The sequence below is a fragment of the Actinoplanes sp. TBRC 11911 genome (assembly GCF_012933445.1).
Taxonomy (GTDB): domain Bacteria; phylum Actinomycetota; class Actinomycetes; order Mycobacteriales; family Micromonosporaceae; genus Actinoplanes.
The window spans coordinates 1-24,851 of record NZ_JABBNC010000055.1; the positions used below are offsets into that span (position 1 = coordinate 1).

General features: G+C 69.7%; 21 protein-coding genes and 1 tRNA gene. 7 read left to right on the forward strand and 15 right to left on the reverse strand.

From position 1 onward, the window contains the following. Positions 1 to 643 precede the first annotated feature (643 nt). Positions 644 to 1,222, reverse strand: coding sequence for a dCTP deaminase (gene dcd / locus HH310_RS41355; protein WP_169181242.1), 579 nt, complete (start codon positions 1,220 to 1,222; stop codon positions 644 to 646). A 75-nt stretch (positions 1,223 to 1,297) separates the two neighbouring features. Between dcd and HH310_RS41360 the strand changes: the two genes are divergently transcribed. Both HH310_RS41360 and HH310_RS41365 read left to right on the forward strand, forming a co-directional pair. Then, the gene (locus HH310_RS41360) at positions 1,298 to 1,798 is read left to right on the forward strand and encodes a pyridoxamine 5'-phosphate oxidase family protein (RefSeq protein ID WP_169181243.1); all 501 of its coding nucleotides are present in this window, start codon (positions 1,298 to 1,300) and stop codon (positions 1,796 to 1,798) included. A gap of 52 nt (positions 1,799 to 1,850) precedes the next feature. Next, positions 1,851 to 1,921, forward strand: a tRNA-Gly gene (locus HH310_RS41365). Positions 1,922 to 2,246: 325 nt separating this feature from the next. On the opposite strand, the gene HH310_RS41370 is transcribed toward HH310_RS41365, so the two are convergent. Further along, entirely contained in the window at positions 2,247 to 2,699 is a 453-nt protein-coding gene (locus tag HH310_RS41370) for a GNAT family N-acetyltransferase (protein ID WP_169181244.1), read from the reverse strand. 159 nt (positions 2,700 to 2,858) lie between these two features. Beyond that, a complete protein-coding gene (locus HH310_RS41375; RefSeq protein ID WP_169181245.1) occupies positions 2,859 to 3,350 on the reverse strand; it encodes a histidine phosphatase family protein in 492 nt (163 codons plus the stop codon). Positions 3,351 to 3,440: 90 nt separating this feature from the next. Here HH310_RS41375 and HH310_RS41380 point away from each other — a divergent pair, with 90 nt between their 5' ends. Then, on the forward strand, positions 3,441 to 3,731 hold the full coding sequence (locus HH310_RS41380; RefSeq protein WP_169181272.1) for a DUF6458 family protein: 291 nt from the start codon (positions 3,441 to 3,443) through the stop codon (positions 3,729 to 3,731). A gap of 64 nt (positions 3,732 to 3,795) precedes the next feature. Here HH310_RS41380 and HH310_RS41385 read toward each other — a convergent pair whose 3' ends face one another. Then, positions 3,796 to 4,632: an SDR family oxidoreductase gene (locus HH310_RS41385; RefSeq protein ID WP_169181246.1), complete on the reverse strand. Its 837-nt coding sequence runs from the start codon at positions 4,630 to 4,632 to the stop codon at positions 3,796 to 3,798. A gap of 120 nt (positions 4,633 to 4,752) precedes the next feature. Here HH310_RS41385 and HH310_RS41390 point away from each other — a divergent pair, with 120 nt between their 5' ends. Beyond that, entirely contained in the window at positions 4,753 to 5,124 is a 372-nt protein-coding gene (locus HH310_RS41390; RefSeq protein ID WP_169181247.1) for a helix-turn-helix domain-containing protein, read from the forward strand. Here HH310_RS41390 and HH310_RS41395 read toward each other — a convergent pair. The 8 genes from HH310_RS41395 to HH310_RS41430 all read right to left on the reverse strand — a co-directional run bounded on the left by HH310_RS41395 (position 5,121) and on the right by HH310_RS41430 (position 16,759). Beyond that, positions 5,121 to 5,798 (reverse strand): hemolysin III family protein, encoded by a 678-nt coding sequence (locus HH310_RS41395; RefSeq protein WP_169181248.1) that lies wholly within the window; start codon positions 5,796 to 5,798, stop codon positions 5,121 to 5,123. The genes HH310_RS41390 and HH310_RS41395 overlap by 4 nt on opposite strands. 36 nt (positions 5,799 to 5,834) lie before the next feature. Beyond that, positions 5,835 to 7,631, reverse strand: coding sequence for an NHL domain-containing thioredoxin family protein (locus tag HH310_RS41400; protein WP_169181249.1), 1,797 nt, complete (start codon positions 7,629 to 7,631; stop codon positions 5,835 to 5,837). A 93-nt stretch (positions 7,632 to 7,724) separates the two neighbouring features. Next, entirely contained in the window at positions 7,725 to 11,354 is a 3,630-nt protein-coding gene (locus HH310_RS44580) for a hypothetical protein (RefSeq protein WP_248294927.1), read from the reverse strand. A 579-nt stretch (positions 11,355 to 11,933) separates the two neighbouring features. After that, positions 11,934 to 12,164 (reverse strand): hypothetical protein, encoded by a 231-nt coding sequence (locus HH310_RS41410; RefSeq protein WP_169181241.1) that lies wholly within the window; start codon positions 12,162 to 12,164, stop codon positions 11,934 to 11,936. Positions 12,165 to 12,235: 71 nt separating this feature from the next. Further along, positions 12,236 to 13,678, reverse strand: a complete 1,443-nt coding sequence (locus tag HH310_RS41415; protein ID WP_312034657.1) for a dihydrolipoamide acetyltransferase family protein — start codon at positions 13,676 to 13,678, stop codon at positions 12,236 to 12,238. Then, the gene (locus HH310_RS41420; protein ID WP_211193298.1) at positions 13,675 to 14,664 is read right to left on the reverse strand and encodes an alpha-ketoacid dehydrogenase subunit beta; all 990 of its coding nucleotides are present in this window, start codon (positions 14,662 to 14,664) and stop codon (positions 13,675 to 13,677) included. The genes HH310_RS41415 and HH310_RS41420 overlap by 4 nt, the downstream gene beginning before the upstream one ends. After that, positions 14,661 to 15,800, reverse strand: a complete 1,140-nt coding sequence (gene pdhA, locus HH310_RS41425) for a pyruvate dehydrogenase (acetyl-transferring) E1 component subunit alpha (RefSeq protein ID WP_169181252.1) — start codon at positions 15,798 to 15,800, stop codon at positions 14,661 to 14,663. The genes HH310_RS41420 and pdhA overlap by 4 nt, the downstream gene beginning before the upstream one ends. Positions 15,801 to 16,231: 431 nt before the next feature. Next, positions 16,232 to 16,759, reverse strand: a complete 528-nt coding sequence (locus HH310_RS41430; protein WP_169181253.1) for a hypothetical protein — start codon at positions 16,757 to 16,759, stop codon at positions 16,232 to 16,234. Positions 16,760 to 17,063: 304 nt separating this feature from the next. Between HH310_RS41430 and HH310_RS41435 the strand changes: the two genes are divergently transcribed. Further along, positions 17,064 to 17,291: a hypothetical protein gene (locus HH310_RS41435; protein WP_169181254.1), complete on the forward strand. Its 228-nt coding sequence runs from the start codon at positions 17,064 to 17,066 to the stop codon at positions 17,289 to 17,291. On the opposite strand, the gene HH310_RS41440 is transcribed toward HH310_RS41435, so the two are convergent. Genes HH310_RS41440 through HH310_RS41450 form a run of 3 tightly spaced genes read right to left on the reverse strand, consistent with a single transcriptional unit; the run spans position 17,288 to position 22,054 of the window. Next, positions 17,288 to 18,499 carry a hypothetical protein gene (locus HH310_RS41440; protein WP_169181255.1) on the reverse strand — a complete coding sequence of 404 codons (1,212 nt, stop codon included), beginning with the start codon at positions 18,497 to 18,499 and terminating at the stop codon, positions 17,288 to 17,290. The two genes, HH310_RS41435 and HH310_RS41440, sit on opposite strands and share 4 nt — an antisense overlap. Positions 18,500 to 18,536: 37 nt before the next feature. Continuing rightward, positions 18,537 to 20,216, reverse strand: a complete 1,680-nt coding sequence (locus tag HH310_RS41445) for a GTPase family protein (protein WP_169181256.1) — start codon at positions 20,214 to 20,216, stop codon at positions 18,537 to 18,539. Further along, on the reverse strand, positions 20,213 to 22,054 hold the full coding sequence (locus HH310_RS41450; RefSeq protein ID WP_248294930.1) for a dynamin family protein: 1,842 nt from the start codon (positions 22,052 to 22,054) through the stop codon (positions 20,213 to 20,215). The genes HH310_RS41445 and HH310_RS41450 overlap by 4 nt, the downstream gene beginning before the upstream one ends. A gap of 251 nt (positions 22,055 to 22,305) precedes the next feature. On the opposite strand from HH310_RS41450, the gene dnaK reads away from it, so the two are divergent. Both dnaK and grpE read left to right on the forward strand, forming a co-directional pair. After that, entirely contained in the window at positions 22,306 to 24,189 is a 1,884-nt protein-coding gene (gene dnaK, locus HH310_RS41455; protein ID WP_169181257.1) for a molecular chaperone DnaK, read from the forward strand. Then, positions 24,186 to 24,851: a nucleotide exchange factor GrpE gene (grpE, locus tag HH310_RS41460; RefSeq protein ID WP_169181258.1), complete on the forward strand. Its 666-nt coding sequence runs from the start codon at positions 24,186 to 24,188 to the stop codon at positions 24,849 to 24,851. Before dnaK ends, grpE begins: the two co-directional genes overlap by 4 nt.

Consider the following 24,851-nt stretch of genomic DNA (forward strand, 5'->3'; position numbering starts at 1 on the left):
CACGAAACGCCGAGGAAACCGCGGGAACAAAAGCCACGAGAGAGGACGAAAGAAGCTCTACAATGGACCTCGGTCCCATATCGCGGGCTCGGTGACCACAATGCGGATGCCAATCCCACTCAACGGACTACGTCCCACATCATGGGCCTCTGGCGGCGGCCGACACCGGTTGAACCACGCCGGGTCCGCGGCCACCGCGCAGCCGAGACCTCTAACGCGAAAGGTCTCTAGTGCTCGGTCGCGCCGAACGGAGCCACGCTGCTTCCTCCGGGAGATCGGCGAGGGTCAATGGCGTTCGCCTCGCAGAGGAAGGCGGGCGGGCCGTCACGACATTCGTCAGCCGTGTGAGCTGACGAAACTCGATCCGGTTACCCCACGCCGATAGGGCACACGTCAGGAGCGAGCCCGCCGTCACCAACAGGCTGTCGACGCCGCTTTCGAGCAGCCGGGAGCGTCTTTCGGTCGTTTGCTCTCACGCAAGCCCTCAACGGGGGTGGGCGACGCCCCGACGGCCCGGATGCCACCCAACCCACCTTCGAGCCGGGGAACATCAACAGTCCCCGAATGAGCGACAGCCCGTACCGCCCGCCCCGCTACGACCGCGGGCTTGTGACCTTGAAGTTTGTCTTGGCACTGGACGCGCCTAGGAGGTGGGCCAGATGCGGAAGTTTTGCCAGGAGCGGCTGGCCGTGGGGCCGCGCTGGCCCTGATAGCGGGAGCCGTAGACGGCCGAACCGTACGGGTGCTCGGCCGGGCTGGACAGGCGGAAGATGCACAGCTGGCCGATCTTCATGCCGGGCCAGAGCTTGATCGGGAGGTTGGCTACGTTGGACAGTTCGAGGGTGACGTGGCCGCTGAAGCCCGGGTCGATGAAGCCCGCGGTCGAGTGGGTGAGCAGGCCCAGGCGGCCGAGGCTGCTCTTGCCCTCGAGGCGGCCGGCGAGCTGATCGCCCAGCGTGATCACCTCCAGGGTGGACGCCAACACGAACTCGCCCGGGTGCAGGACGAAGGCCTCACCCTCGGCGACCTCCACTTGTGACGTCAGGTCATCCTGCTGCTCGGCGGGGTCGATGTGCGTGTACAGATGGTTGTTGAACACGCGGAAGAACCGGTCCAGGCGCACGTCGATGCTGGACGGTTGCAGCAGGGCCGGCTCGAAAGGCTCCAGGGCGAGGTCGCCCGCCTTGATCTCTTGGACCAGGTCGCGGTCGGAGAGCAGCATCGCAACACCATACCTACCTGCTGTTTCGGCGTGTTTCGGTGGGCGTGTCGAACATATGTTCGATAGACTCTCCCCATGGCTTCCTGGTCCGATTTCGTCGCCGCCGAGCCGTCGCTCGCGGCGGGCGTTCGTGCGCTGCTCCAGCAGTACGGTCCCGGCATGGGATACCTGGCCACGGTGCGTGCCGACGGCGGGCCGCGCGTGCACCCGGTGTCACCGGTCATCACCGACGACGGGCTGTATTGCTTCATCGTCAGCTCACCCAAGCGGCGCGACCTCGAGCGTGACGGACGCTACGCGCTGCACTCGTATCCACCAGAGGAGAACGACGACGAGGCCTATCTCACGGGCCGCGCCGTCCGGGTGACCGACGAAAGCGTGATCCGGCGCCTGGCCGGCGCGCTGCGGGCCTCACCCGACGTGGACTGGTGGCTCTACGAGCTTCTGATCGAGACCGCCACCCTGCGCCGGCACGGGCCGTCCGGCGCGTTACCGCTGGCAGCGGCCCCGGCGGTGATGCCGCGGGCGCGCACCTGGCGGGCCGGCTTATGCCGCCCTCTCGCGGCGGTGAGTTGAGCACGGGCGGTGGAGCCGAGACGGGCGGTCATCAGGTACAGTGATGGCCGCTGCGGGTGTAGTTCAATGGCAGAACATCAGCTTCCCAAGCTGACAGTGCGGGTTCGATTCCCGTCACCCGCTCGTCGGAGGAGGCCTGTGTCCGCAAAATGCGCGGACCTGGCCTCCTCGCCATTTCTTCCTGGGGGCCGAGCCCCCAGACCCCGCGGTGCGGTGGGCGCGCTTAGTGCGGCATGGTCCCGCGTTCTGTGTGCCTCGGATCGCAGTGCGGTGGGGGCGCTTGGTGCGGCGTGGGCCCGCGTTTTGTGTGCCTGGGGTCGCGGTGTGGTGGGGCGCTTGGTGTGGCGTGGGCCCGCGTTTTGTGTGCCTGGGGTCGCGGTGTGGTGGGGCGCTTGGTGCGGCGTGGTCTCGCGTTCTGTGTGCCTGGGGTCGCGGTGTGGTGGGCGCGTCACTCTGGGTGCCAGCGCAGCCATGCGTGGTCTGGCTCGAAGCCGGCGCGCTGGTAGAACGGGATCGCCTGGGTGCTGGAGTGCACTGTCACGTGTTCTAGGTTCAGCGTGTGCGCTTCCGTCGGCAGCGCGTTGAGCAGCGCCGCGCCGATGCTGCCGTTGCGCAGGTCGGGGGTGACGACGACGGACTGGACGTCCCCGAAAAGGCGGCTTCGGGCTATCGGGGTGGGCACCCGTTCGGCGATCATCAGCCACGCCATGCCGACGACGCGTGCGTCCAGCTCGGCGAGAAATGCCAGGTGGGTCTGCTGATGGTCGGTTAGCCAGGTCGAGAGCAGTTTCCCGTACGCCGCCCCATCCGTCCCGCCGTATCCTCGCTCGTCGATCAGTTGCCGCCAGCGGAGTTCCGCCAATGCGGGCGCGTCGGACGCGGTGGCCCTTCGCACAGTCACCGTCATCGCGGTTCGGACCGCGATGACGGCGGCTCGCAGGTTTGTGGCTTTCGTGACGTTCGGGGCCGCCCCGTCATAACGTGTATCCCCTGGTCCACAGTCGCCAATGCTTGCCCGGCGCAAGTTAGCACCGCCGATCCGGCCCTTGCTGGTGCTGTCTCAGGCTCGGGCCGTGTGGCGGGACGTCAGGTGCATCGAGCCCGGCTCTGTCTCGGACCACGGGGCGTCCGTGCTGTGGATGGCCAGGCCCGAGGTTTTCAGGGCTATCTGCTGGCCGTCCCACTCGGAATCGGGGATCAGGAGTAGGGACACCTCGGACACCGTGGGGTTGTGGCCGATCAGCAGGACTGTTTGGACCTCGGCAGGGACCGCCCGCAGCAGGTCGAAAACCTCGGTACGGCCACCGTCGTACAGGGACTGCTCGAAGCGCACCTCGGGGGAGCCCAACGCTTGACCCACCCCTGCCCAGGTCTCGCGGGTGCGGACTGCGGGGGAGCAGAAGACCAGGTCGGGGTGGATTTGAGTGGCGTTCAGCCAGGTGCCCGCGGCGACGGCGTCTTCGGTGCCCCTTGTCGTCAAGCGACGGTCGAAGTCGGAGCCTGACTCGGGATGTTCGGCCTTGGCGTGCCGGAGGAGAACCAGGGTGCGCATGAAGTCAGCTTGCCTGATTGAGAAGCGCGACGTCTGGGTAACTCCCGGTACGAAGCATTGACTTCTGTGAGGACCAAGGAGGACTCCGCGATGGGTCTCGGAGGAAGCATCTTTCTTCTGGTGATAGGTGCGATCCTGGCGTTCGCCGTCAACGCGGACATCAGCGGGCTCGACATCAACATCATTGGATGGATCCTGATGGCGGCCGGTCTGGTGGGTCTGATCGTCACGCTGTGGTATTGGAACAGCCGCCGCCGCACGGTCGTCACCCGGCAGACGAATCAGCCGGTCGACGGGGTTCCGGCTCGGCCCGCCCAGTACAGCGAGTACCGGGAGACCCGGCGCGACGACGTTCCGCCGCCACCGCCGCCCGGTTACTGATCTCACAAGCTCGCGGCGCCGGCAGTCTCCCTCCCCCTAGGGACTGCCGGCGCCGCGCTGTGTGTCAGAGGCTGGCCTTGACCGCCTCGGCGAGCGGGGTCGCGGGGCGGCCCAGCAGCGCCTCGAGGTCGGCGAGCGGGACGTGCAGAGCGCCCTGGGAGGCGGCCCGGTCGGCGTCCGCGTAGATCTCCGCCACCTCGACGGGCAGGCCCACACTCACCAGGAACTCGACGTACTTGTCCACCGGCATGTCGGTGTAGGTGACCGTGTTGCCGGACTGGCGCGAGATCTCGGCGGCCAGCTCCTTCAACGTAAACGGGGCCCCGCCCAGCTCGTACACCTTGCCCTCGTGCCCGGAGCCGGCCAGCACCGACGCGGCGGCCTCGGCGTAGTCGGCGCGCGGCGCGCCGGAGACGAGCCCGTCGCCGATCGCGCCGAACAGGCCGCCGTGCTCGACCGCCTGGGCCGGGTTGTAGACCTCGACGTACCAGGAGTTGCGCAGAATGACGTGCGGCAATCCGGAATCGGCGAGCATGCGCTCGGTGGCGCGGTGCTCCGCTGCCAGCTTCATGTCGGTGGTGTCGGCCCGGGGCGCGCTCGTGTAGACGACCAGCCCGACCCCGGCCGCCTTGGCCGCGTCGACCACGTTGCGGTGCTGCGGAATGCGCTTGCCGACCTCACTGCCGGAGATGAACAACAGCTTGTCGGCGCCGGCAAATGCCTTCTCCAAGGCTTCCCGATCCTCGTACGCGGCCTGCCTGACCGTCACGCCGAGCCCGTCGAGCTTCTCCACCTGACGGCCGACGCCGATGATGTCGGATGCCGGGATACCCCTTGCCTTCAGGGACTCGATGACGACGCGGCCGAAGTGCCCGGTGGCGCCCGTGATGGCGATGGTCATGATGACCTCCTGGGAGTGGTTGCTCAGTGCATCAACTGCCAACTACCCGGTTAGCCGGTCACTTCCCAGGAGATACAGGGCACTTTGAAGTGCTGTACGCACCTGAGGGATAGTGTCCTGGTGGATTTCAACGCCTACGACAGGAACTGCCCGAGCCGCCAGCTTCTGGACCGCATCGGCGATACGTGGAGCGTGCTGATCGTCGTGCTGCTGGCCCAGCGCCCGCACCGCTACACCGAGCTGGCGAACACGATCCAGGGGATCAGCCCGAAGATGCTGACCCAGACGTTGCGCGGGCTGGAGCGGGACGGGCTGATCACCCGCACGGTGCACGCGGTCGTGCCGCCCCGGGTCGACTACGCCCTCACCGATCTCGGCCGCAGCCTCAACGTGCTGGTCGCCGAGCTGGAGAAATGGGCCGAGTTGCACATCACGGACGTTTTGGAGGCTCGGGCGACATACGACGCGCGGGGCGAAAAAGAAGTCGTCTAGGCGTACAGGGCGAAATAGACCGCTATGTGGTGGCAGATCGCTGCGACCAGGGTGCATGCGTGGAAGAACTCGTGGTGGCCGAAGACGGCCGGCCACGGGTTGGGGCGGCGCATCGCGTAGAAGACGGCGCCGACGCTGTAGATGACGCCGCCGGTCGCGAGCAGGACCAGGCAGGCGACGCCGCCGCGGTGCATCACGTCCGGCAAGATCGCGACGGCTCCCCAGCCCAGGGCCAGGTAGAGAGGGGCGCTGGCCCAGCGCGGCAGATGCGGCCAGACCGTCTTCAGCGCCACCCCGCCCAGCGCGCCACCCCAGATGAGCGACAGCATCAGCGTCGCCTTTCCCGGCGGGAGCAACAAAACGCAGAACGGCGTGTACGTTCCGGCGATGAAGATGAAGATCATCGAGTGGTCCATGCGGCGCATGATCTGGTAGCCGCGTTCGCTCCAGACCCGCCGGTGGTACAGCGCGCTGGTGCCGAACAGCCCGCACACGGTGATGCTGTAGATCAGGGTGCTGAAGAACGGCTTCCAGCCTGGCCGGCTCAGCGCGATCGAGCAGAGCACGATGCCGCACGCGATGGCGACGAAGAACGCGAATTGATGAAGCCGGCCTCGTAACCTCGGTTTACCGAGATCGGCCGGCTTCATCCGGAACGGTGCGGCGGTCGTCACTCTTTTAGGTTACGACACCGTAGGTTCCTGGCCCGATCAGGCTTCATCCATTCCGCGCAAGATCAGCGGCAGCCGGTCGGGGCCGCCCGCGGTGACCACGACCGGTACGCCCCAATCCTGCCGGGTCAGGTGGCAGGCCGGGAACTCCTCGTCGACGTCGCAGGTCGCGGCCTGGGCGACCACCTGCAGCACGCCCTTCTCGATCGCCGGGTTGATCACCAGCGGGCGGGACAGGTCGGTGGTCACGCCGCCGCCGGAGAGCAGGAGCTCGGGCGGGGAGGCGGAGATCTCCAGGCGGGTCGGCGGCCCGAACTGGGTGTCCAGCTTCTGGCCTGGTGCGGGTGTGAAGATCACGTCGAGGGTCAGCGGGCCGGCCGCCACCGGGGAAGCGGGACGCTCCGTCTTGTGCCGCTCGCCGGTGACCGTCTTGACCACGCCGGGAGCGAGCCGGGTGAGCCGGTGCGCCGCGGACTCCACCACGATCACGTCGCCGGCCGAGGTCACCACGATGTCGCTGGGCTCGGCCAGGCCGGAATCGATGGTCGAGACCGAGTCGGTGGCCGGGTCGAAGCGGCGGACCGCGCCGTTGTATGTGTCCGCGATCAGCACCGAGCCGTCCGGCAGCGCGGCGACGCCCAGCGGGTGCTGCAGCAGCGCCTCCTTGGCCGGGCCGTCCACGTGACCGAAGTCGAAAAGGCCCTGCCCGACGGCCGTGTGCAGGACGCCGTCCTCGATATACCGCAGCGCCGACGTCTCGCTGTCGGCGATCCACAGGCGGTCGCCGGCGGCGGACAAACCGGACGGCTGCGCCATCCACACGTCGGGGATCGGGCCGTCGCGCAGCGCTTCCACCGTCGTGCCGGCAAAGACGCCGACCGTACGCTTGATCGGGTCGAACCACCACAACTGGTGGATACCGGCCATCGCGCTGATGACCTTGTTGTCGTACCAGGCGAGGTCCCACGGCGAGGACAGGTCGGCGGCCAGCGCGTCGTGCGCGTGCCCGTCGAGCGGGGACCGCCACGGCTTGCCCGAGCCCGCCACCAGGGTCGTCTCGCCGGTGTCCAGCTTGAGGCCGCGCAGCTGGTGGTTGACCGTGTCGGCGACCACCACGTCGTACCCGGCGATCTCGGCGACCGGCGGCGGCAGCAGGACCATGCCCTGCGGCTCGCTGAACGGCTCGCCACGCTCACCCGTGCCGATGCGCCGGACCAGCGTCTCGCCGTCCGGGGTGACCTCGGCCAGCGAGTGCCGGGCCGAATCGCTGACCAGCAGGTTGCCGTTCGGCAGCTCGATCACCTTGCCGGGGAAGCGCAGCAGCGTGTCGGCCGCGACCGGTGGCACGTACGGGCCGTCGCCGCGGTGCAGCGTGCCGTCCGCCTCGTGCTTCGCGATCAGCTCGTCGATCAGCCGGGACAAGCCCTCGGCGTGACCCTCGCCGGCCATCGACGCGACCAGATATCCGGTCGGGTCGACCACCGCGAGCGTGGGCCAGGCCTTCGCCGCGTACTGCTGCCAGATGTGCATGTCACGGTCGTCGACCACGGGGTGGTGCACGCCGTACCGCTCGACAGCGGCGGCCAGAGCGATTGGGTCGCGCTCATGCTCGAACTTGGGTGAGTGCACGCCGATGATGACGACCGCGTCACCGTACTTTTCCTCCAGCGGCCGCATCTCGTCCAGCACGTGCAGGCAGTTGATGCAGCAGAAGGTCCAGAAGTCCAGCACTATGATCTTGCCGCGCAGGTCGGCGAGTGTCAGATCCTTGCCGCCGGTGTTCAGCCACCCGCGACCTCGCAGCTCTGGCGCTCGCACGCGAGGAGTCGTCGTCATGCCGTCAAGAGTGCCAGGCGATCCGCGAAACCCCGCAGCGGCCGGGCGCCAAGGTGCTTGATGCCACCATCGACGCCCGGCCGGCGGGTTCGGCTACTTGTTCGGCTTCAGGCAGAGGACCTGAGACTTGTTTTCGTCGGTCTTGGAAACGACGACCGGCTGCTTCGGGTCATCGCACTTGGACTTGTCGGTCACAATGGACACGATCTGGAACGCGGTCACGTCGGTGCACTTGGCCGCGACCGCCTTCGAGCCCTCCTGCTTGACGCAATCGCCCTGCTTGAAGGCCTGCGAAGCACCGCTGTTGTCGTCACCGCCGGCCGCGAGGGCCACGATGCCGAAGACGATGGCCAGCAGCAGTCCGGCGGCGGCCACGACGGCGAGCAGGATCGGGAACATCCGGATGTGCTTGGTCTCCGGCTTGGCCGCCGGTGCGTCCTCGCCCTCGGCCTTGAACTGGTCGAACCGGCCCTGTTCGGGGCCCGGCCAGTTGGTGGTGTCGTCCGGTCCCGGCGGCGTGACGGTCCCCCGGCTCGCGCCGAAGGCACCCTCCATCCCGGCGGGCATCGGGGGCAGAGCAGGCGCCGGGACATATCCGGAGTCACCACCGCGTCCGGCGATGTCGGTGGTGAGCTCGCTGAACTGTTCCGGTCCGCGGTCGACGAACTCGGCGTGCGGCGGTCCGCCCGGTCCCGGCGGGGCGACGCGGGCGCTTGCCGAGGCACCCTGGTCGTGCGGCATTTGCCCGTACGCCGGTGAGCCGTCCCCAAAAGGCAAACCCGGACCGTCCGGGCGCGGCCCGAACGGAGAGGCGTTGCCGTCGTGGGGTCCGTCCGGTCGTTGCCCGAACGGGGAGTTGCCGCTGTCGTCGGGGCGAGCGCCGAACGGTGACGCGGGCGAGCCCGGGCCGTACGGCGAGCCGGAGTTGTCGTCGGGCCGGGCGCCGAACGGCTGTTCGGGCCGGGCGCCGAAGGGCGAGCCGGACTGTGCTTCGAAGGGTGAGCCGGGCTGGGCGCCGAACGGCGAGCCCTGCTGGCCATCGAGGGGCAAGCCTTGCTGGCCGTCGTACGGCCCACCCGGCTGGACTGCCTCGAAGGGCGAGCCCGGCTGGCCGTCGAACGGGGAGCCTTGCTGACCCTCGTACGGGGAGCCCTGCTGGCCGTCGTATGGCGAGCCCGGCTGGCCGTTGAACGGCGAACCCGGCTGGGTCCCCTCGAACGGCGAGTTCGGCTGGCCGTTGTATGGCGAGCCTTGTTGGCCGTCGTACGGCGAGCCCTGTTGGCCGTCGTACGGCGAGCCTTGCTGGCCGTCGTACGGCGACGTCTGCTGCGCGTCATACGGCGACGCCTGTTGGGCCTCGTACGGCGATGTCTGCGGCGCGTCGTACGACGAACTCGGCTGGTCCGCGTACGGCGAGCCCGGCGGCGCCTCGTACGGCGAAGCCTGCTGCGACTCGAACGCGGCATCCGGCCGGGCGCCGAACGGGGAGCCCGACTGCGGCTGGGCGCCGAACGGAGACGCGGACTCGGCGCCGAACGTCGAACCCTGCGCAGCACCGTATGGCGATCCGCCGAACGGCGGCTCCTGGTGGGATGCGAACGGGGACTCGTCCGGCGTGCCGGGGAAGGGTGCGACCGGTGCGGCTAGAGCCCCGGCCGGGGGCTCAGGCGGGTCGCCGTCGCCTGCTAATTCACCCTCCGGGTCGGTGGACGACGAACGGCGTCCGTAGACCCGGGCCTGCGAGGCGACGGGAGGTGGCGGGAGTTCGGTGGCGTCGATGGGCGCGCGGCTGGCCGTCGGCACCGACGCGCTCGCGGTCACCGGGCGGGCCGAGCCGACCGTCGGACCGGACTGCGGCTGCACGGCCGACACCGGGGCGGCCGATTCCGCCGAGTCGCGCGGTTGCGGCACCGCGCTGCCGAACGACTCGACGGCGGGAGCACCGCCGGTGCCGAGCGAGGCGCCGGGCACCCGTTGCGGGTAGGCGGATTCGCTGCGCCCGAAGGGCGACAGTTCCTCCTGGCCGGCACCGGGTGCGGGCGCACCCCCGGAGAAGGGCGCCGCGCCGAAGCCCGACTCCGCCTGCGGCGAGCCGTAGGTGCCGCCGGCCGACTCGCTCTGCGGCACGCCATAGGAAGAAGAGCCGGACTCGCTCGGTGCCGATCCGTAGGGGGAGCCGGCCGACTCGCTCTGCGGCACGCCGTAAGACGAGCCGGGCGACTCGCTAGGTGCCGAGCCGTAGGAGGAGCCGGACTCGCTCTGCGGAGAACCGTAGGGATTCGGCGATTCGGCCTGATACGAGCCGTAGGAAGAGCCCGGTGATTCGGCCTGCGGTGAGCCGTAAGTTCCGCTCGGTGACTCGGACTGCGGCGAGCCGTACGTTCCGGGCGAATCGGTCTGCGGCGACCCGTAAGCGGCGCTCGGCGTTTCCGTCCCGTAGGCCGCGCCGGTCGGATCCGGCATGCCGTAGGGGCTGCTGGACGACTGCGGTGAGCCATAGGTGCCGCCGGGCGATTCGGCCGGCGGCATGCCGTAGGCGGCGCCCGGCGATTCCGTTTGTGGCGAGCCGTAAGTTCCGGTCGGCGACTCGGTCTGCTGCAGACCATAGGTGCCACTGGGGGCCTCGGCCTCGAATGCCGAGCGCGGCGTGCCGTAGGCGCCGCTCGCCGGCTCGGCCGGCGCGCCGTACGGCTCCGATTCGAACGACGGTGCCGGACGGGCCGAACCGTAGACCGGCGCGTCGGCACGCGGCGCGGACTCGGCCGCGGCGGCCGGGTAACCGGACGCGTCCTGGGCGGGCGTGCGGCCGAACGGGTCCGGCAGGCCGCCACGACTCGGGTCGGCGGACTGCTGATCACCGACCGCGCCGCCGGGCGTGCGGCCGAACGGGTCGGCGAACGGCTCCGAACGCCCGTACAGATCGCCGGACGGCGGCTCGGCCGCGTACGGCGCCTGCTGGCTGCGGATCGGCAAGTCGCTGGCGGCCGGCGGGGCGGCCGCCGCCGTGGACTCGGGCGGACGCCGGGTCGGGAACGTGCCGCTGCCGCCGCCGCGCAGCGGGAAACCGCTGCTCTCGGGCGTGGTCTCGGCGCCCCGCAGGGGGAAGCCACCACTTCCCGGTTCGCTGCCACGCACGGGGAAAGCCTCACCGCCGCCCGCAGGGAAAGCCTCACCACCACGGACAGGGAAAGCCTCGCCGCCGCGCACCGGGAAACCAGTGCCGCCCTGGGCTTCGCCACCGCGCAAGGGGAAGCCGCCGCTCTGCGATTCAGCGCCACGCACCGGCAGACCGCCGGGCGGCTCCGCACCGCGCACCGGCAGACCACCGGGCGGCTCGGCGCCGCGCGCCGGCAAACCGCTCTGCTGCTGGGCGTCAGGAAGATCGGTCAATGTCGCCCCGGGGACGCGAACACGCTGGTCACCGAAGGCGGAAAGGCCGCCCGGCCGGTTCGCCTCGGCCGAAGGCGAGGGAGTGACCGGCGGCGGGGTGCCGCGACCGGGCTGCCCGGCGGCGAACCCGTCGAATCCCTCGAACTGCCCGGCGGCCGGGTCGGCCACCGACGGGTTGCGCTGGGGTAGCGGGTCGCCGGGGCCGGTGTACTGACCGGGGGGCTGCGTCTGCCAGGCCTGCTCACCGCCGCTCTCACCAGGGCTGACCGCGCCGTACGGCGACGGCGGATTGCGACGTGGCAAGGAGTCGCCTGCCTCGGGCTGCTCTGGCACTCGCGCGGCTCCATAAGACGTCCCGCGGGACTCCGGACCTTGGCCGAAAGACGCCACAGTGGGCACGACGAACGGCGACCCACCGTTCGGGGTGTGGTGCGGCGGGGGGCCGTACGAATTGGGGAAACCCTCGGCGGGAGGGGGAGCCGAAGCTCGACCCGACACGCGCTGACTGTCGGTATCCGGTGGGAAACCGTCCGACGTGGGCCCGCCCGACGCGGCCTCGGCCGGCTGTGAACCGGCGTACTGCCCCTCGGACGTCATGAGCGCCTCCTCGATCGATGCGGCCGTGCCAGCTTTACACGGACGCGACCCGGCGGCGAATCTCACCGGGGCCGTGCCCAGCTTCTTGAGGCCAGGCCGTGCGGGACCACCCGGCTCGGTGACTGGTCGGGGCCCCGGTCTCCACTCCGGCCAATCGGGGCCGGGGCGGTGACCGTGCCCAACCGTACCGGGCGCGGGCGACGGGAGGAATCCCGGTGTACGTCCGCCAGGGGACCTGCGGAGATCTTTAAGGGACTGTTGAAAAACGAAACGGCCCGCCCGGAGTGAATCCGGACGGGCCGTCGTGCGTTCTTGTCAGAAAGGCTGGCGCTGGGCCAGGATACGGATCTCTTCGCGCATGGCAGGGGTCGGAGCCGCCTGGATCGCGCGGTTGATCGCGCGGGCCTGGCGGTTGTTGTGCCGGCGCTGCCGTAGGCGCTCGACAAAGCTCATGGCGCTGATCACTTCCCTTTCGGCCGTCGTTGGCCGTCGTCTTCGGATCTCGTCCCGATCGATACCTATTGTGCTCTCGATCGGGACGATCACCAAAGATTTACAGGGTGACGCGCAGCACCAGCTTAAGGATCGTAGGTCAAGTTGCTTGACGGCTTAACAATTTACGTCCAGGCGAGGAGGGCTCCCTCGGGGTCGGTGAGGAACGCACCGATGTCCCGGAGGAACTTCGAGCCCAGTTCGCCGTCGATGATGCGGTGATCGAACGACAGCCCCAGGGTGCTGACCTGGCGAATCTTGATCTTTTCCTTGTGCACCCACGGGGTCGGCTTGACCGCGCCGAACGCCAGGATCGCCGACTCGCCCGGCGGCAGGATCGGCGTGCCGGTGTCCACACCGAACACACCCACGTTGGTGATCGACAACGTGCCGCCGGCCATGTCCGACGGCGGGGTCTTGCCCGACTTCGCGACCTGGACCAGCGTGTTCAGGGACTCGGCTAGTTCTCGCAGGCTGAGACGACCGGCGTCCTTGATGTTCGGCACGATGAGACCACGCTCGGTAGCGGCGGCGATACCGAGATTGATGTAGTCCTTGATGACGATCTCGCCGGTCGCGCCGGACCAGGTCGAGTTCACCATCGGGTGGCGTTTGACGGCGAGCAGCACGGCCTTCGCCACCAGCAGCAACGGAGAAACCCGGACATCACGGAACTCGGGCCGGGCCTTGAGCTTCTCCACGGCCTTCATCGTGCGGGTCATGTCGACGGTGAGGAACTCGGTGACGTGCGGCGCGGTGAACGCCGAGGCCACCATGTTCTCCGCGGTGAGCTTGCGCACGCCCTTGATCGGGATGCGCTGCTCGCGGGACGCGTCAAAAGCCGGAGCAGCCGGGGCGACATCCACCACCGCGACCGCGTCCTGTACGTCGCCCCGGGTCACCGAACCCATCGGGCCGGTGCCGGCGATGGTCGCGAGGTCGACGCCGAGGTCCCGGGCCAGCTTGCGGACCGGCGGCTTGGCGAGGACGCGACCGTTAGGCCCCTCGACGCGTGGAGCAGTCGGAGTTTCGACGACCCTTGCCGGTTCCGGCTGCGGCGCCACGGGTGCGGGCGCGGCCGATGAGGCAGCCGCCGCAGGCGGGGTTGCCGCTGGTGCGGTTGGCGCGCTGGGGGGAGGCGTACTGACTCGGGGTCGCCTTTTTGCCGTTGTGTTCTTCGGGCCGTAACCCACCAGGACGGCGGTGCGGCCGCCCGGGGCCGGACCACCGATGAGGCCGGGCTCGACGGCACCTTCCTCGGGAGCGATCTCGACCGCGGCCAGCGACTCCTCCGAGGGAACCGGGCCCGCCGACGGGTCGGTGTCGATCGCGACGATGGGCTGGCCCACCTCGACCGTCGTGCCCGCCTCGTGGAAGATCTTGGTGACCTGGCCGGCCCACTTCGCCGGGATCTCGACCGCCGCCTTCGCGGTCTCCACCTCGACGATCGGCTGGTTCAGCTCGATCGTGTCGCCGACCTTGACGAGCCAGGACAGGATTTCGCCCTCGGTCAGTCCCTCGCCGAGATCGGGCAGTGTGAACTCTTTGATCCGCGACATGCGCGTCACCAGCCGAACGAACGGTCGACGGAGTCCAGCACACGGTCGAGGTCGGGCAGGTAGTCCTCCTCGACGCGGGCGGCCGGGTACGGAATGTCGTAACCGGTCACGCGCAGCACCGGCGCCTCCAGCGAGTAGAAGCACTCCTCGGTGATCCGGGCCGCGATCTCCGCGCCCATGCCCAGGTTGCCGGGCGCCTCGTGCACGACCACCGCGCGACCGGTCTTGCGCACCGACGCGTACACCGTCTCCATGTCCAGCGGCGACAGCGAACGCAGGTCGATCACCTCGAGCTCACGGCCGTCCTCGGCGGCGGCGGTCGCCGCGTCCAGCGAGGTGCGGACCATCGGGCCGTACGCGATGACGGTCGCGTCCGTGCCTGCGCGAGCAACCCGCGCGGAGTGCAGCGGAAACGCCGTGGCGAGATCGGCGTCCAGGTCGACCTCGCCCTTCTCCCAGTAGCGGCGCTTCGGCTCGAAGAAGATGATCGGGTCGTCCGAGATGATGGACTGACGGATCATCGAGTAGCCGTCCGCCGGGTTCGCGGCGGTCACCACCTTGAGACCGGGCACGTGCGAGAACATCGCCTCGGGCGACTCGGAGTGGTGCTCGACCGCGCCGATGCCGCCGCCGAACGGGATGCGGATGACGATCGGCAGCCGCACGTTGCCCAGCGACCGGTAGAACATCTTCGAGACCTGCGAGACGATCTGGTCGTACGCCGGGAAGACGAACCCGTCGAACTGCATCTCGCAGACCGGGCGGTACCCGCGGATGGCCAGGCCGATCGCGGTGCCGATGATGCCCGACTCGGCCAGCGGCGTGTCCATCACGCGGTCCTCGCCGAAGTCCTTCTGCAGACCGTCGGTAATGCGGAAGACGCCGCCCAGCTTGCCGACGTCCTCACCCATGATGACGACCTTCGAATCGTCCTCGAGGGAGCGACGTAAACCGTGGTTGAGGGCCTTGCCCAGGGTCATCGTCTCGGCCATCAGTGGGCACTCCCCTCGAACGACGCGTGGTACCGCTCGAAGCCCGCCTTTTGGGCGTCGACCTCGGGCGAACCGTGCGGGTAGACGTTGTTGAACATGCTCACCGGCTGCGGGTCGGGCATCTCCAGCACCTTCTCGCGGAGCTCGAGCGCGAGCGTCTTGGCCCGCTCGTCCACCTCGGCGAAGAACGTGTCGTCGGCGAGCTGCTGCTTGGTGAGGAACGCCTTCACCCGGGCGATCGGGTCCTTGGCCTTCCACGCCTCGACCTCGCTGGCGATGCGATACCGGGTCGGGTCGTCGGAGCTGGTGTGCGCGCCCATCCGGTACGTGTACGCCTCGATCAGGGTCGGGCCCTGACCGTTGCGCGCCTGGTCGAGCGCCGCCCGGGTCACCGCGTACGAGGCCAGCACGTCGTTGCCGTCGATCCGGATGCCGGGGAAGCCGTAGCCGTCCGCGCGCCGGTGCAACGGGATCCGGGTCTGCCGCTCCAGCGGCTCGCTGATCGCGTACTGGTTGTTCTGACAGAAGAAGACGATCGGCGCGTGGTAGACGCTGGACCACACGAACGCCTCGTTGACGTCACCCTGGCTGGTGGCGCCGTCGCCGAAGTACGCGATCACGGCCTCGCCGTCGGCGGTGCCGGTCTTGCCGTCCATGGTGATGCCCATCGCGTACCCGGTCGCGTGCAGCGTCTGCGCGCCGATCACGATCGTGTACGTGTTGAACTTGAACTCGTTCGGGTCCCAGCCGCCCTGGTCGACGCCGCGGAACAGGCCGAACGGCATGATCGGGTCGATCCCCCTGGTGTACAGGACGCCGTGCTCCCGGTATGTCGGGAAGGCCATGTCCTGCGCGCGCATCGCGCGTCCGGAACCGACCTGAGCCGCCTCCTGCCCGAGCAGGCTGGCCCAGATGCCGAGTTCGCCCTGCCGCTGAAGCGCGGTGGCCTCGACATCTAATCGTCGGACCGTCACCAGGTCGTCGTAGAGCTGGCGGTACTCGGCGTCGGTGAAATCGACCGAGTACGTGGTGCCGTCGGCGGTCGTGACGCTGTCGATCCGTTCGCCGTCCGGGGTGAGCAGTTGGACGAAACCGCCGGCCGGAACATCCGTCCCAGCTTCGCGTTCGCCGTTCGCCATCCGTGTCTCCCTGTTCATCTCAACGCCCACGGTGGGTGTTGCCCGCCCGCGCGGCGTACTGCTTGGTAACCGCGCTTGGCCGGGTGAGGTTGTCGCGCGGCTCTGAGGCAGGAGCCGGAGCCCCGCCGGGGAGTGACGACGCCCACTTTTTGTCGGCATAGGGCGCCAGCGGTGATGCCGCCGCCACCATCCTGACAGAGAACGTGAGCCCCGTTACAGAGCGGGGAGATCACAGTCGGGAAATTGTGTTTGCCTTTAGTCCGATCTTGGGTGGTGGGCGGGGCGGTTGGACGGGGCATCGGTGCCCGTTTTTGTCCGAATAAGTGGTTTTCGTACGGTCACGTCCGTACGAACGGGCCCTTGCTGCCGATGCCTGTTCGCTGTCGCGTCGTTCACCCCAGTAACCGAGACGGATCCATGTTGATCATTGGTCAGGGGAGGACACCGGCCGTGCCGGACCAGCCAGACGACAACCCCGTGCCGCCCATGAAAGTCATGCGGAAGCGCCTGAACGGCGTGTATCGGGCCGACACCGGTTTCTCGGGGCCGACCCGGCGATACGTGATGATCGTGGCGCTTCTGGTCGGGCTGGCGTCGGTGCCGACGCTGGCGGCGATCACGGCCGGGTCGAACGAGCTGGCCGACGGGCGGACGGACACGATGGACATCCCGTTCCTGCCGCCGATGTCGTCCGGGCCGATCCGATCGGGTGCCGGATCAGCGCCATCTGAAAGGCCATCCTCTCCGGTTACGTCGTGGCGTGCACCATCCGAAGAACCGTCGCCGGCGCGTACGGCATCTCCCGCGCCGTCGGCATCCAAAAAGACTTCCGCCCGTACGCCGGGAAGGCAGCGACCGCGGACGCCGCAGGGACTCGGGTTTTCGCCGTTGCCAGGGATGCCCCGGATTCCGGGATTGCCGGAGATGTCGTGGGCGACCGACCACTCTGACCGGTCCACGAAGGACTCACGGCCGCCGGCGCGCAAAAAGCCCGCCAAGCGTGAGGCGCCGTCCAAGCGTGAGGGACCGGCCAAGCGTGAGGCGCCGGCCAAGCGTGAGGGACCGACGCAGCCCGACGAGCCCGACGAGCCGTGGGCGCCCTCTCGCGACGGCCGCCTCCCGGACATTCCCGATTTACCAGAAATTCCCGATTTACCCGACAACAAGGGACGCCGCGACGATCGGTCCGACTGCCCCGAGCGCGAGCACACCGTCCACAACGACCGGTCCCCCGACCGGTCCGAGCATCGCCGGAGGTCACCAGTGGCTGAACGACCGCACAACATCCGTGCCGCCAGCATCCTCGAGCGCAGCTACGCCAACAGCGGACACCACGGAAGCCCGAACGCCAACCACTCCTACCGGGGCAGCCACCGCGCGAGCAGCACGCATCACGGGGACGAGCACATCACCCCGGCGCAGCGGCGCAGCTCCCGCGTCGGCCGGCACCACGCCGAGAACACCGAGGACCTCAGCGGGCGCTGGAACTAGGGCTCGTCGAACCGGCGGCGGTTCGCGTCCAGCCACTCGTTGATCGCAGCCGAGTCGTCCGGGTCGACGCCCTCGGAGATCAGCTGGGCCACCGCCGCCGTGGCGGGGCTGCGCCGCTCACCGGTCGCGTACAGCCGGGCGAACTCGGGGATCATCTCCTCCAGCGTCTGATCGGTCTGCACCGCCGCGGCCTCGGGCAGCCCGCGCCGCCGCGTCGCGTACGCCGACCAGGCACGGGTGACCTTGGGCAGCATCGCCGCGTCGTCCATGTCCAGCACCGCGCGCCGATGCACCCAGTCGAGCAGGAACAGGCCGGCCACCGCCGGGCTCCAGCGCAGCGGATCCGGCTCGGGCAGGCTCGCCGCGTGATCCAGGATCAGGCTGATGCAGAAGTGCAGCGACGCCAGTTCCTCGTCGGCGGTCACCCCGGCGACACCGAAGCGGGCTGCCTCCGGCGAGGACAGGAAGTCGCGGACCAGGTCGGCGTTCGCCGCGCGCGGGGGTTCCGGCAGCGGCGGCACGGTCGCGTCCGGCAGCAGTGCGAGGCGGGCCGCCGCGAGCGCGCGGTCGGTCGCCAGCGACCCCTCGGCGGGCAGATCACCCAGCCCGTCGGTGATCTCCAGGTGGCGGGCCACCTCGACGCGCAGCCGACCCGGATCCTCCTCGCGGAACCAGGTCAGCTCGTCGTCCGCGCACATCTCGCGGACCTGCTCCAGGATCCGGGTCGCCGAGGATCCGACGAACACGTCCTTGGTGATGCCGATGTTGTGATCGACCAGGGCGACCACCGCGTGCTCGGGGCCGCCGTCCTCGGCGTCCTCATATGCGAAGGTGACCAGATAGGACGTCTGGTCACCGTACACATCCCCGTACGCGTAGTAACCGGTCGGCTTGACCCGCCCGAGTTGTGTGGTCCACGGGGGTGCCTGCGCGCCGCGGCGGACCTCGGCCGCGCCCTGCGCGTCGGGGACCAGGGTGGCGAACACCTCGCGGATGGTGGTGGCGGCCGCCGTGCGCCGCCGGGTGGTGGCGGACAGGAAGTCGCCGACGAAGCTGCGCACCGCCGCGGCACGATCGGACGCGGCGACCGAGTAGACACTGCCAAGAAGCGCGGTGCCCAGCATCTCGGCATCCAGCGCACAGTTGAGCTTCGCCACGTCGCGGGCCGCGTGCAGGACCGCCTCGTACGGAGTCTGTGGAGCCGGCATGTGGCGAGCGTACCTGTGAATCGACCCGCCGGACCGGTCACGAACGCACAGTGCTGAGAGCTTCACGCGCTTGTGCGTACGCGTTCAAAACCTCGCGGACCGGCGCCACCACGTACTCCCGGGCGACCTCGGTCACCGACCCCCGCAGGCGCTGCTCGACCCGCCGCCGGGCGCGCCGCGCACCCCAGTCCACCAGCGGCTTGAGCACCAGCCACAGCAGGAACCCCACGATCAGGCCGCCGAGCAGCAAAAACGTCGGCAGCGGCACCGCGCCGATCTTGGGGTACCCCAGCGACGGAAGCCCCAGCAGACGCAGCGCGTACCCGAGCAGGAGCCAGACCACGCCGGCCACCGCGGCCAGGACGAGCAGCCACTGCAGCCCGCCGACGGCACGCCACCAGAACGGGGTACGCGCGGCGCCCAGATCGGTGGTGGCGACGGCGCGGTCGAGGGCGTCCGGCAGGTCCGCGGTGCGCGACCGCGCCGCGGTGCTCAGCGCCGGAGCCCACACCTCGGGCAGCGGCGCGGCGGCCCGGGTGGCGACCGCCCGGACCGAGATGCCGACCGCCGACTTCTGCGCGGCGTCCGCCTCGGGCAACGACGTACGCGGCACGATGTCGGTGGAGACCGGGTCGGTCTCCGGCTTTTCGCCCAGATGCAGCCGGCGCAGCGGGTCGGGCCGGAGTTTGCGCAGCCCACGCAGCACCGGCCAGCCGGTCGAGGCGGCGGCACGATGCCGGTACGAGCCGGCCGCCGCGTCCGCCACCGCGCTCACCCCGGCCTGGGCGGCCAGCGCGTCGGACAATTGGCGCACCGTGGCGCGATCCACCTCGTCCTCGGCGGCGGGTGGCCCGATCATGCTGGTCAGCTGGGTGCTCACCGCGTCCAGGTCGCCGGCCAGGCGGCGGAGCACGGCCTGCCGGTCGGCCACCGTGCGTTCCAGTGACGTCCGCAACTCGGCGAGCATGCCGGGCTGCTTGGCCGAGGTCGCCATCACCGGGGACGTGCCCAGCCCGTCGTCCGTGAGCAACCGCTTCAGATCGCCGAGCACGGTCTCGGTGTCCTGGGTGGACAGCCGGTCGGCCTGGTTCAGCACCACGACGGTGACGTCCGCGTGCGACCGGAACTGCGACAGATAGGCCTGGTGCAGGATCCGGTCGCCGTACTTCTGCGGGTCGACCACCCACACCACCTGGTCGACCAGGCCGAGCAGCCGATCCACCTCGAGCCGGTGGCCGCGTTCGACCGAGTCGAAGTCGGGCAGGTCAAGCAGCACCAGACCACGCAGCGTGGCCTCGTCGTCGGCGTCCAGCGCGCTCTCCCGGATGAACCGGTGCCGCGGCAGCACACCGATCCAGTCGAGCAGCTGGTTCGCCGGTTCCAGCGGTCCCCAGACACACGCGTGCGCCACCCCGGTCGTCGGCCGGCGCACCCCGACCGGCGAGAGCTTCAGCCGGGCCAGGGCGTTGAACAGGCTGGACTTGCCGCTCCCGGTGCTGCCGGCCAGCGCGACCACGGTGTGGTCGCGGGAAAGTGACAGCCGGTTACCGGCGCGTTCCACCAGGGTGTGCGCTGCGACCAGATCGGCGTCCGGCAGGTACGGGTCGACCAGCTTTACGAATTTGCCGAGCGCGTCGACCCGGCGCACCAGCTCGTCGGCGTCCACTCGCCCGTCGTCCCCGGTCAGCACCCCTCGCACCTTTTCCACCAAACTCATGCGGAGCTCCCCGTCAACGCGAGTTCGATGCGGGCCGCCTCCACCTCGGCGGCGGCCATCCGTAGATCGGCGCCCGGGTCCTCGGCGAGACCCACCCCCGCGGTGCGGTCGGTGAACCGCGCCGCCTCGCGATCGAGCAGCTCGCCGACCCGCAGGAGCAGGTCTTCGCGCGCCTGCGTGGCCAGCGTGCGGATCGCCTGATCACCGAAGAGCGCCTCGAGCACCTTCTGGGCGGCCACTGTAGTGCCCGCCCCGACCGCCACCTCCAGCCCGGTGGGCAGGAAGGCGGTGGAGGCGAACACCGCGATCATCACGGCCAGGCCGGCGCCGTTGACCGCGTACGCCGCGCCGCGCGCCACGATCCGCTTGTCGGCACCCTCCTGACGGACCAGGCCGAGCACCCATTGCTGCCAGTCCCGGACCAGCCGGTCGGCACGCTCGGCCAGATCCGGCGAGGGCTTCTGCAGTTCCGGGTCCAACAGCGCCGTCCCGGCCGGGTGGGCGTGCCATGCCACGTACGCCTGTTCGGCAGCGTCCGCCGCGATCCCGCGCAACAGCGTGACCAGCTGGGACTCCAGCGCCGCCTGCAGGTTGCGACCGGGCAGCGGGCGTCCGGTGATCGCCGAGACGACCCGGTCGCGGAACTGCCCGACCTTGTTCTCCAGCGTCTTGAGGAACTCGCCGGTGCCGACGAACTCCTGCCAGCGGGCCAGCACCTCGCCGCGCAGCAGACGGCCGTCGCGCAGCCCGTCGGCGACGGTCTGCCGGCCGGTGCGATAGGCGACGGTGACCCGCTCGTCCAGCGCCTTCGCGGCCCGGGCCTGCTCGTCGGCGGCCTCGGCGAGCCCGGCCACGGCCGGTCCGAGAGCGGTCAGCGCGCCGTCCAGGGTCTGCCGGACGACCGCGCCGCGCGCGTCGGCGTCCGCGGCGAGTTGACCGAACCAGTCGTGCAGCGGCTGGATGACCTCCTCGGCGATCAGTCCCGGACCGTCCAGTCTGGTCTCCGGCAGGATGAACAGCGGCGCCGCACCGAGGTCGCGCACGGCGAGCATGTCGCGCAGGTGGGTGGTGACGTCGGCGATCGCCTCCGCCGGGACGCGATCCAGCACCAGCGCGATCACCGTGCCGCGCAGCCGGGCCGTGGTCAGCAGTTCCCACGGTACGGCGTCCGCGTACCGGGCCGCGGTGGTGACGAACAGCCACAGGTCGGCGGCGGCGAGCAGTTGTGCGGCGAGTTGCCTGTTCTGGTCGACCACCGAGTCGATGTCCGGCGCGTCCAGGAACGCCAGGCCGGAGCCGAGCGCGGTGGCCGAGACGATCTGCAGCGTGCGCGGGTCGGCGCTCGGCTCGGGCGTGCGGACCAGGCCGGGCAGCAGCTCGCCGGACCGAAACCACGGCAGGTCGGCCGGGCTGCTGACCAGGACCGGGGAGCGGGTCGTCGGGCGCAGCACACCGGCCGCGCTGACCGGCGCCCGCACCAGGCTGTTGACCAGGGTGGACTTACCCGCGCCGGTGGAGCCGCCGACCACCACCAGCAGCGGCGCGTCCAGCCGGGCCAGGCGCGGCAGGAGATAGTCGTCGAGCTGGGCGACCAGCGCGGCACCCACCCGCTTGGCGTCGTCGGCGGACGGCATCACCAACGGATATGCGGCGCCGCCGATGGTGGCGCGCAGCCGGCTGAGCGCGTTGGCCAGGCGTCCCACGGCCGGTGGCGCCTCAACTGGAGGTTTTGTCCCGTTCTGGACGGGTTCCGCCGAGGCCTCGGCAAGATCGGGATGTGGCAGACGTGACACGATGGGATCCGTACGATCGGGGTTGCCGGCGGGATCGGTGGCCATCGTGCTTACCAGGCCCTTCTCGTCCGATTCACCGTGCGATGTCACGGCTAAAGAGTGCCCGATCAATGCATGCACGACAACAGGTACCGGTATGCCGTGACCGGACAGGTATCTACCGAAGCGCCCCGGACCCTGTAGTTGCGCCGGGTGGGCTCAACTCCAACTTGACGATGTGCGAGCCCGTGGCATCATTGAGTCGGCTCCACTCAACCTTGTACGGACTGAGCTCTCAGTAAGAAGCGAGGAACACCATGGCACGTGCGGTCGGCATCGACCTCGGCACCACGAACTCCTGCGTCAGCGTTCTGGAAGGAGGCGAGCCCACCGTCATCGCCAATGCGGAGGGCTCCCGGACGACCCCGTCCATCGTCGCCTTCGCCCGCAACGGCGAGGTGCTCGTGGGCGAGGTCGCCAAGCGCCAGGCGGTGACCAACCCCGACCGGACGATCCGTTCGGTCAAGCGGGAGGTCGGCACCAACTGGTCGATCGACATCGACGGCAAGAAGTACACCCCGCAGGAGATCTCGGCGCGGGTCCTGATGAAGCTGAAGCGCGACTCCGAGGCGTACCTCGGTGAGACGGTCACGGACGCGGTCATCACCGTCCCGGCCTACTTCAACGACGCGCAGCGCCAGGCCACCAAGGAGGCGGGCGAGATCGCCGGCCTCAACGTCCTGCGGATCGTCAACGAGCCCACCGCCGCCGCCCTGGCGTACGGCTTGGACAAGGGCTCCAAGGAGCAGACCGTCCTGGTCTTCGACCTCGGCGGCGGCACCTTCGACGTCTCGCTGCTCGAGCTGGGCGACGGCGTCATCGAGGTCAAGTCGACCTCGGGTGACAACCACCTCGGCGGCGACGACTGGGACCAGCGGATCATCGACCACCTGGTCAAGACGTTCCGCGGCGAGCACGGCATCGACCTCGCGTCGGACAAGATGGCCCTGCAGCGTCTGCGTGAGGCCGCCGAGAAGGCGAAGATCGAGCTGTCCGCGGCGACCACCACCAGCATCAACCTGCCGTACATCACGGCCGGCCCGGACGGTCCGCTGCACCTGGACACGAACCTGAGCCGCGCCGAGTTCCAGCGGATGACCCAGGACCTGCTGGACCGCTGCAAGAACCCGTTCGAGTCCGCGATCAAGGACGCCGACGTCAAGCTGTCCGACGTCGACCACGTCATCCTGGTCGGCGGCTCCACCCGGATGCCCGCGGTCACCGAGCTGGTCAAGAGCCTGACCGGCAAGGAGCCGAACAAGGGCGTCAACCCGGACGAGGTCGTCGCGGTCGGCGCGGCGCTGCAGGCCGGTGTGCTGAAGGGCGAGGTCAAGGACGTTCTGCTCCTCGACGTCACCCCGCTGTCCCTGGGCATCGAGACCAAGGGCGGCATCATGCACAAGCTGGTCGAGCGCAACACCACCATCCCGGCGCACCGCTCCGAGGTCTACACCACGGCGGACGACAACCAGCCCTCCGTGCTGATCCAGGTCTTCCAGGGTGAGCGCGAGATGGCGGCGTACAACAAGAAGCTCGGCACCTTCGAGCTCAGCGGCATCGCGCCGGCTCCCCGCGGCGTCCCGCAGATCGAGGTCTCCTTCGACATCGACGCGAACGGCATCGTGCACGTGTCCGCCAAGGACCTGGGCACGGGCAAGGAGCAGAAGATGACGATCACCGGCGGCTCCGCGCTGCCGAAGGACGACATCGAGCGCATGATGCGCGACGCGCAGGACCACGCGGACGAGGACAAGAAGCGCCGCGAGGACGCGGAGACCCGCAACCTGGCCGAGCAGCTGCAGTGGCAGACCGAGAAGTTCCTGGCGGAGAGCGGCGACAAGCTCTCCGACGACAGCAAGAGCAAGATCAATGACGCGCTGGGCGAGCTGCGTGGCGCGCTGGGCGGCACCGACATCGACAAGATCAAGGCCGCTCACGAGCGCCTGTCGCAGGTGTCGCAGGAGGCCGGTTCGCAGCTCTACGGGCAGGCCGACGCGGCGCAGGCCGCGGCCGATGGCGCCGGTGCCCCGGGCACCGACGGCCCGCAGGAGACCCCGGGCGGCGCGACCGGCGCCGGCCCGAACGCTGGTGGGGGCGACGACGTGGTCGACGCCGAGATCGTGGAGGACGACAAGAAGTGAGTGCCGCGGACGACGAGAACGACGGTCGGACGACCGAGCGGGTCGTCATCCGGGACCGGCGCAAGATCGATCCGAAGGGTGGCCAGGCCAAGGACGCCGGTAAGGCGAAGGGCCAGGCCACGGTCGGTGGCATGCATCGTGCCGCCGACCCGGAGGACGGCGCCCCGGCCTCGGAGTCGAAGCCGAAGCCGGCTCCGGCGGAGGCCGAGGAGCCCAAGCCCGCCCTCGGTGCCGAACTGGAGTCACTGCGTGGCGAGCTCGACGAGCGCACGCACGACCTGCAGCGGGTGACCGCCGAGTACGCCAACTACCGCAAGCGCGTGGACCGCGACCGGTCGGTGGCCGCCGAGATGACCACCGGTGCGGTGCTGACCGCGCTGCTGCCGGTGCTCGACGACATCGACCGTGCCCGCGAGCACGGCGACCTGGTCGGGCCGTTCGCCTCGGTGGCGGATTCGCTGACCGCGGTGGCCGGCAAGCTCGGTCTGGTCGCGTTCGGGGAGAAGGGTGACCCGTTCGACCCGAACCGCCACGAGGCGGTCGCGCACCAGACGTCCGCCGACGTCACGGAGCCGACCTGTATCGAGGTGATGCGCCGGGGCTACACACTGGGCGAGCGGCTGCTGCGGCCCGCCATGGTCGCGGTTGCCGACCCGGAGTGA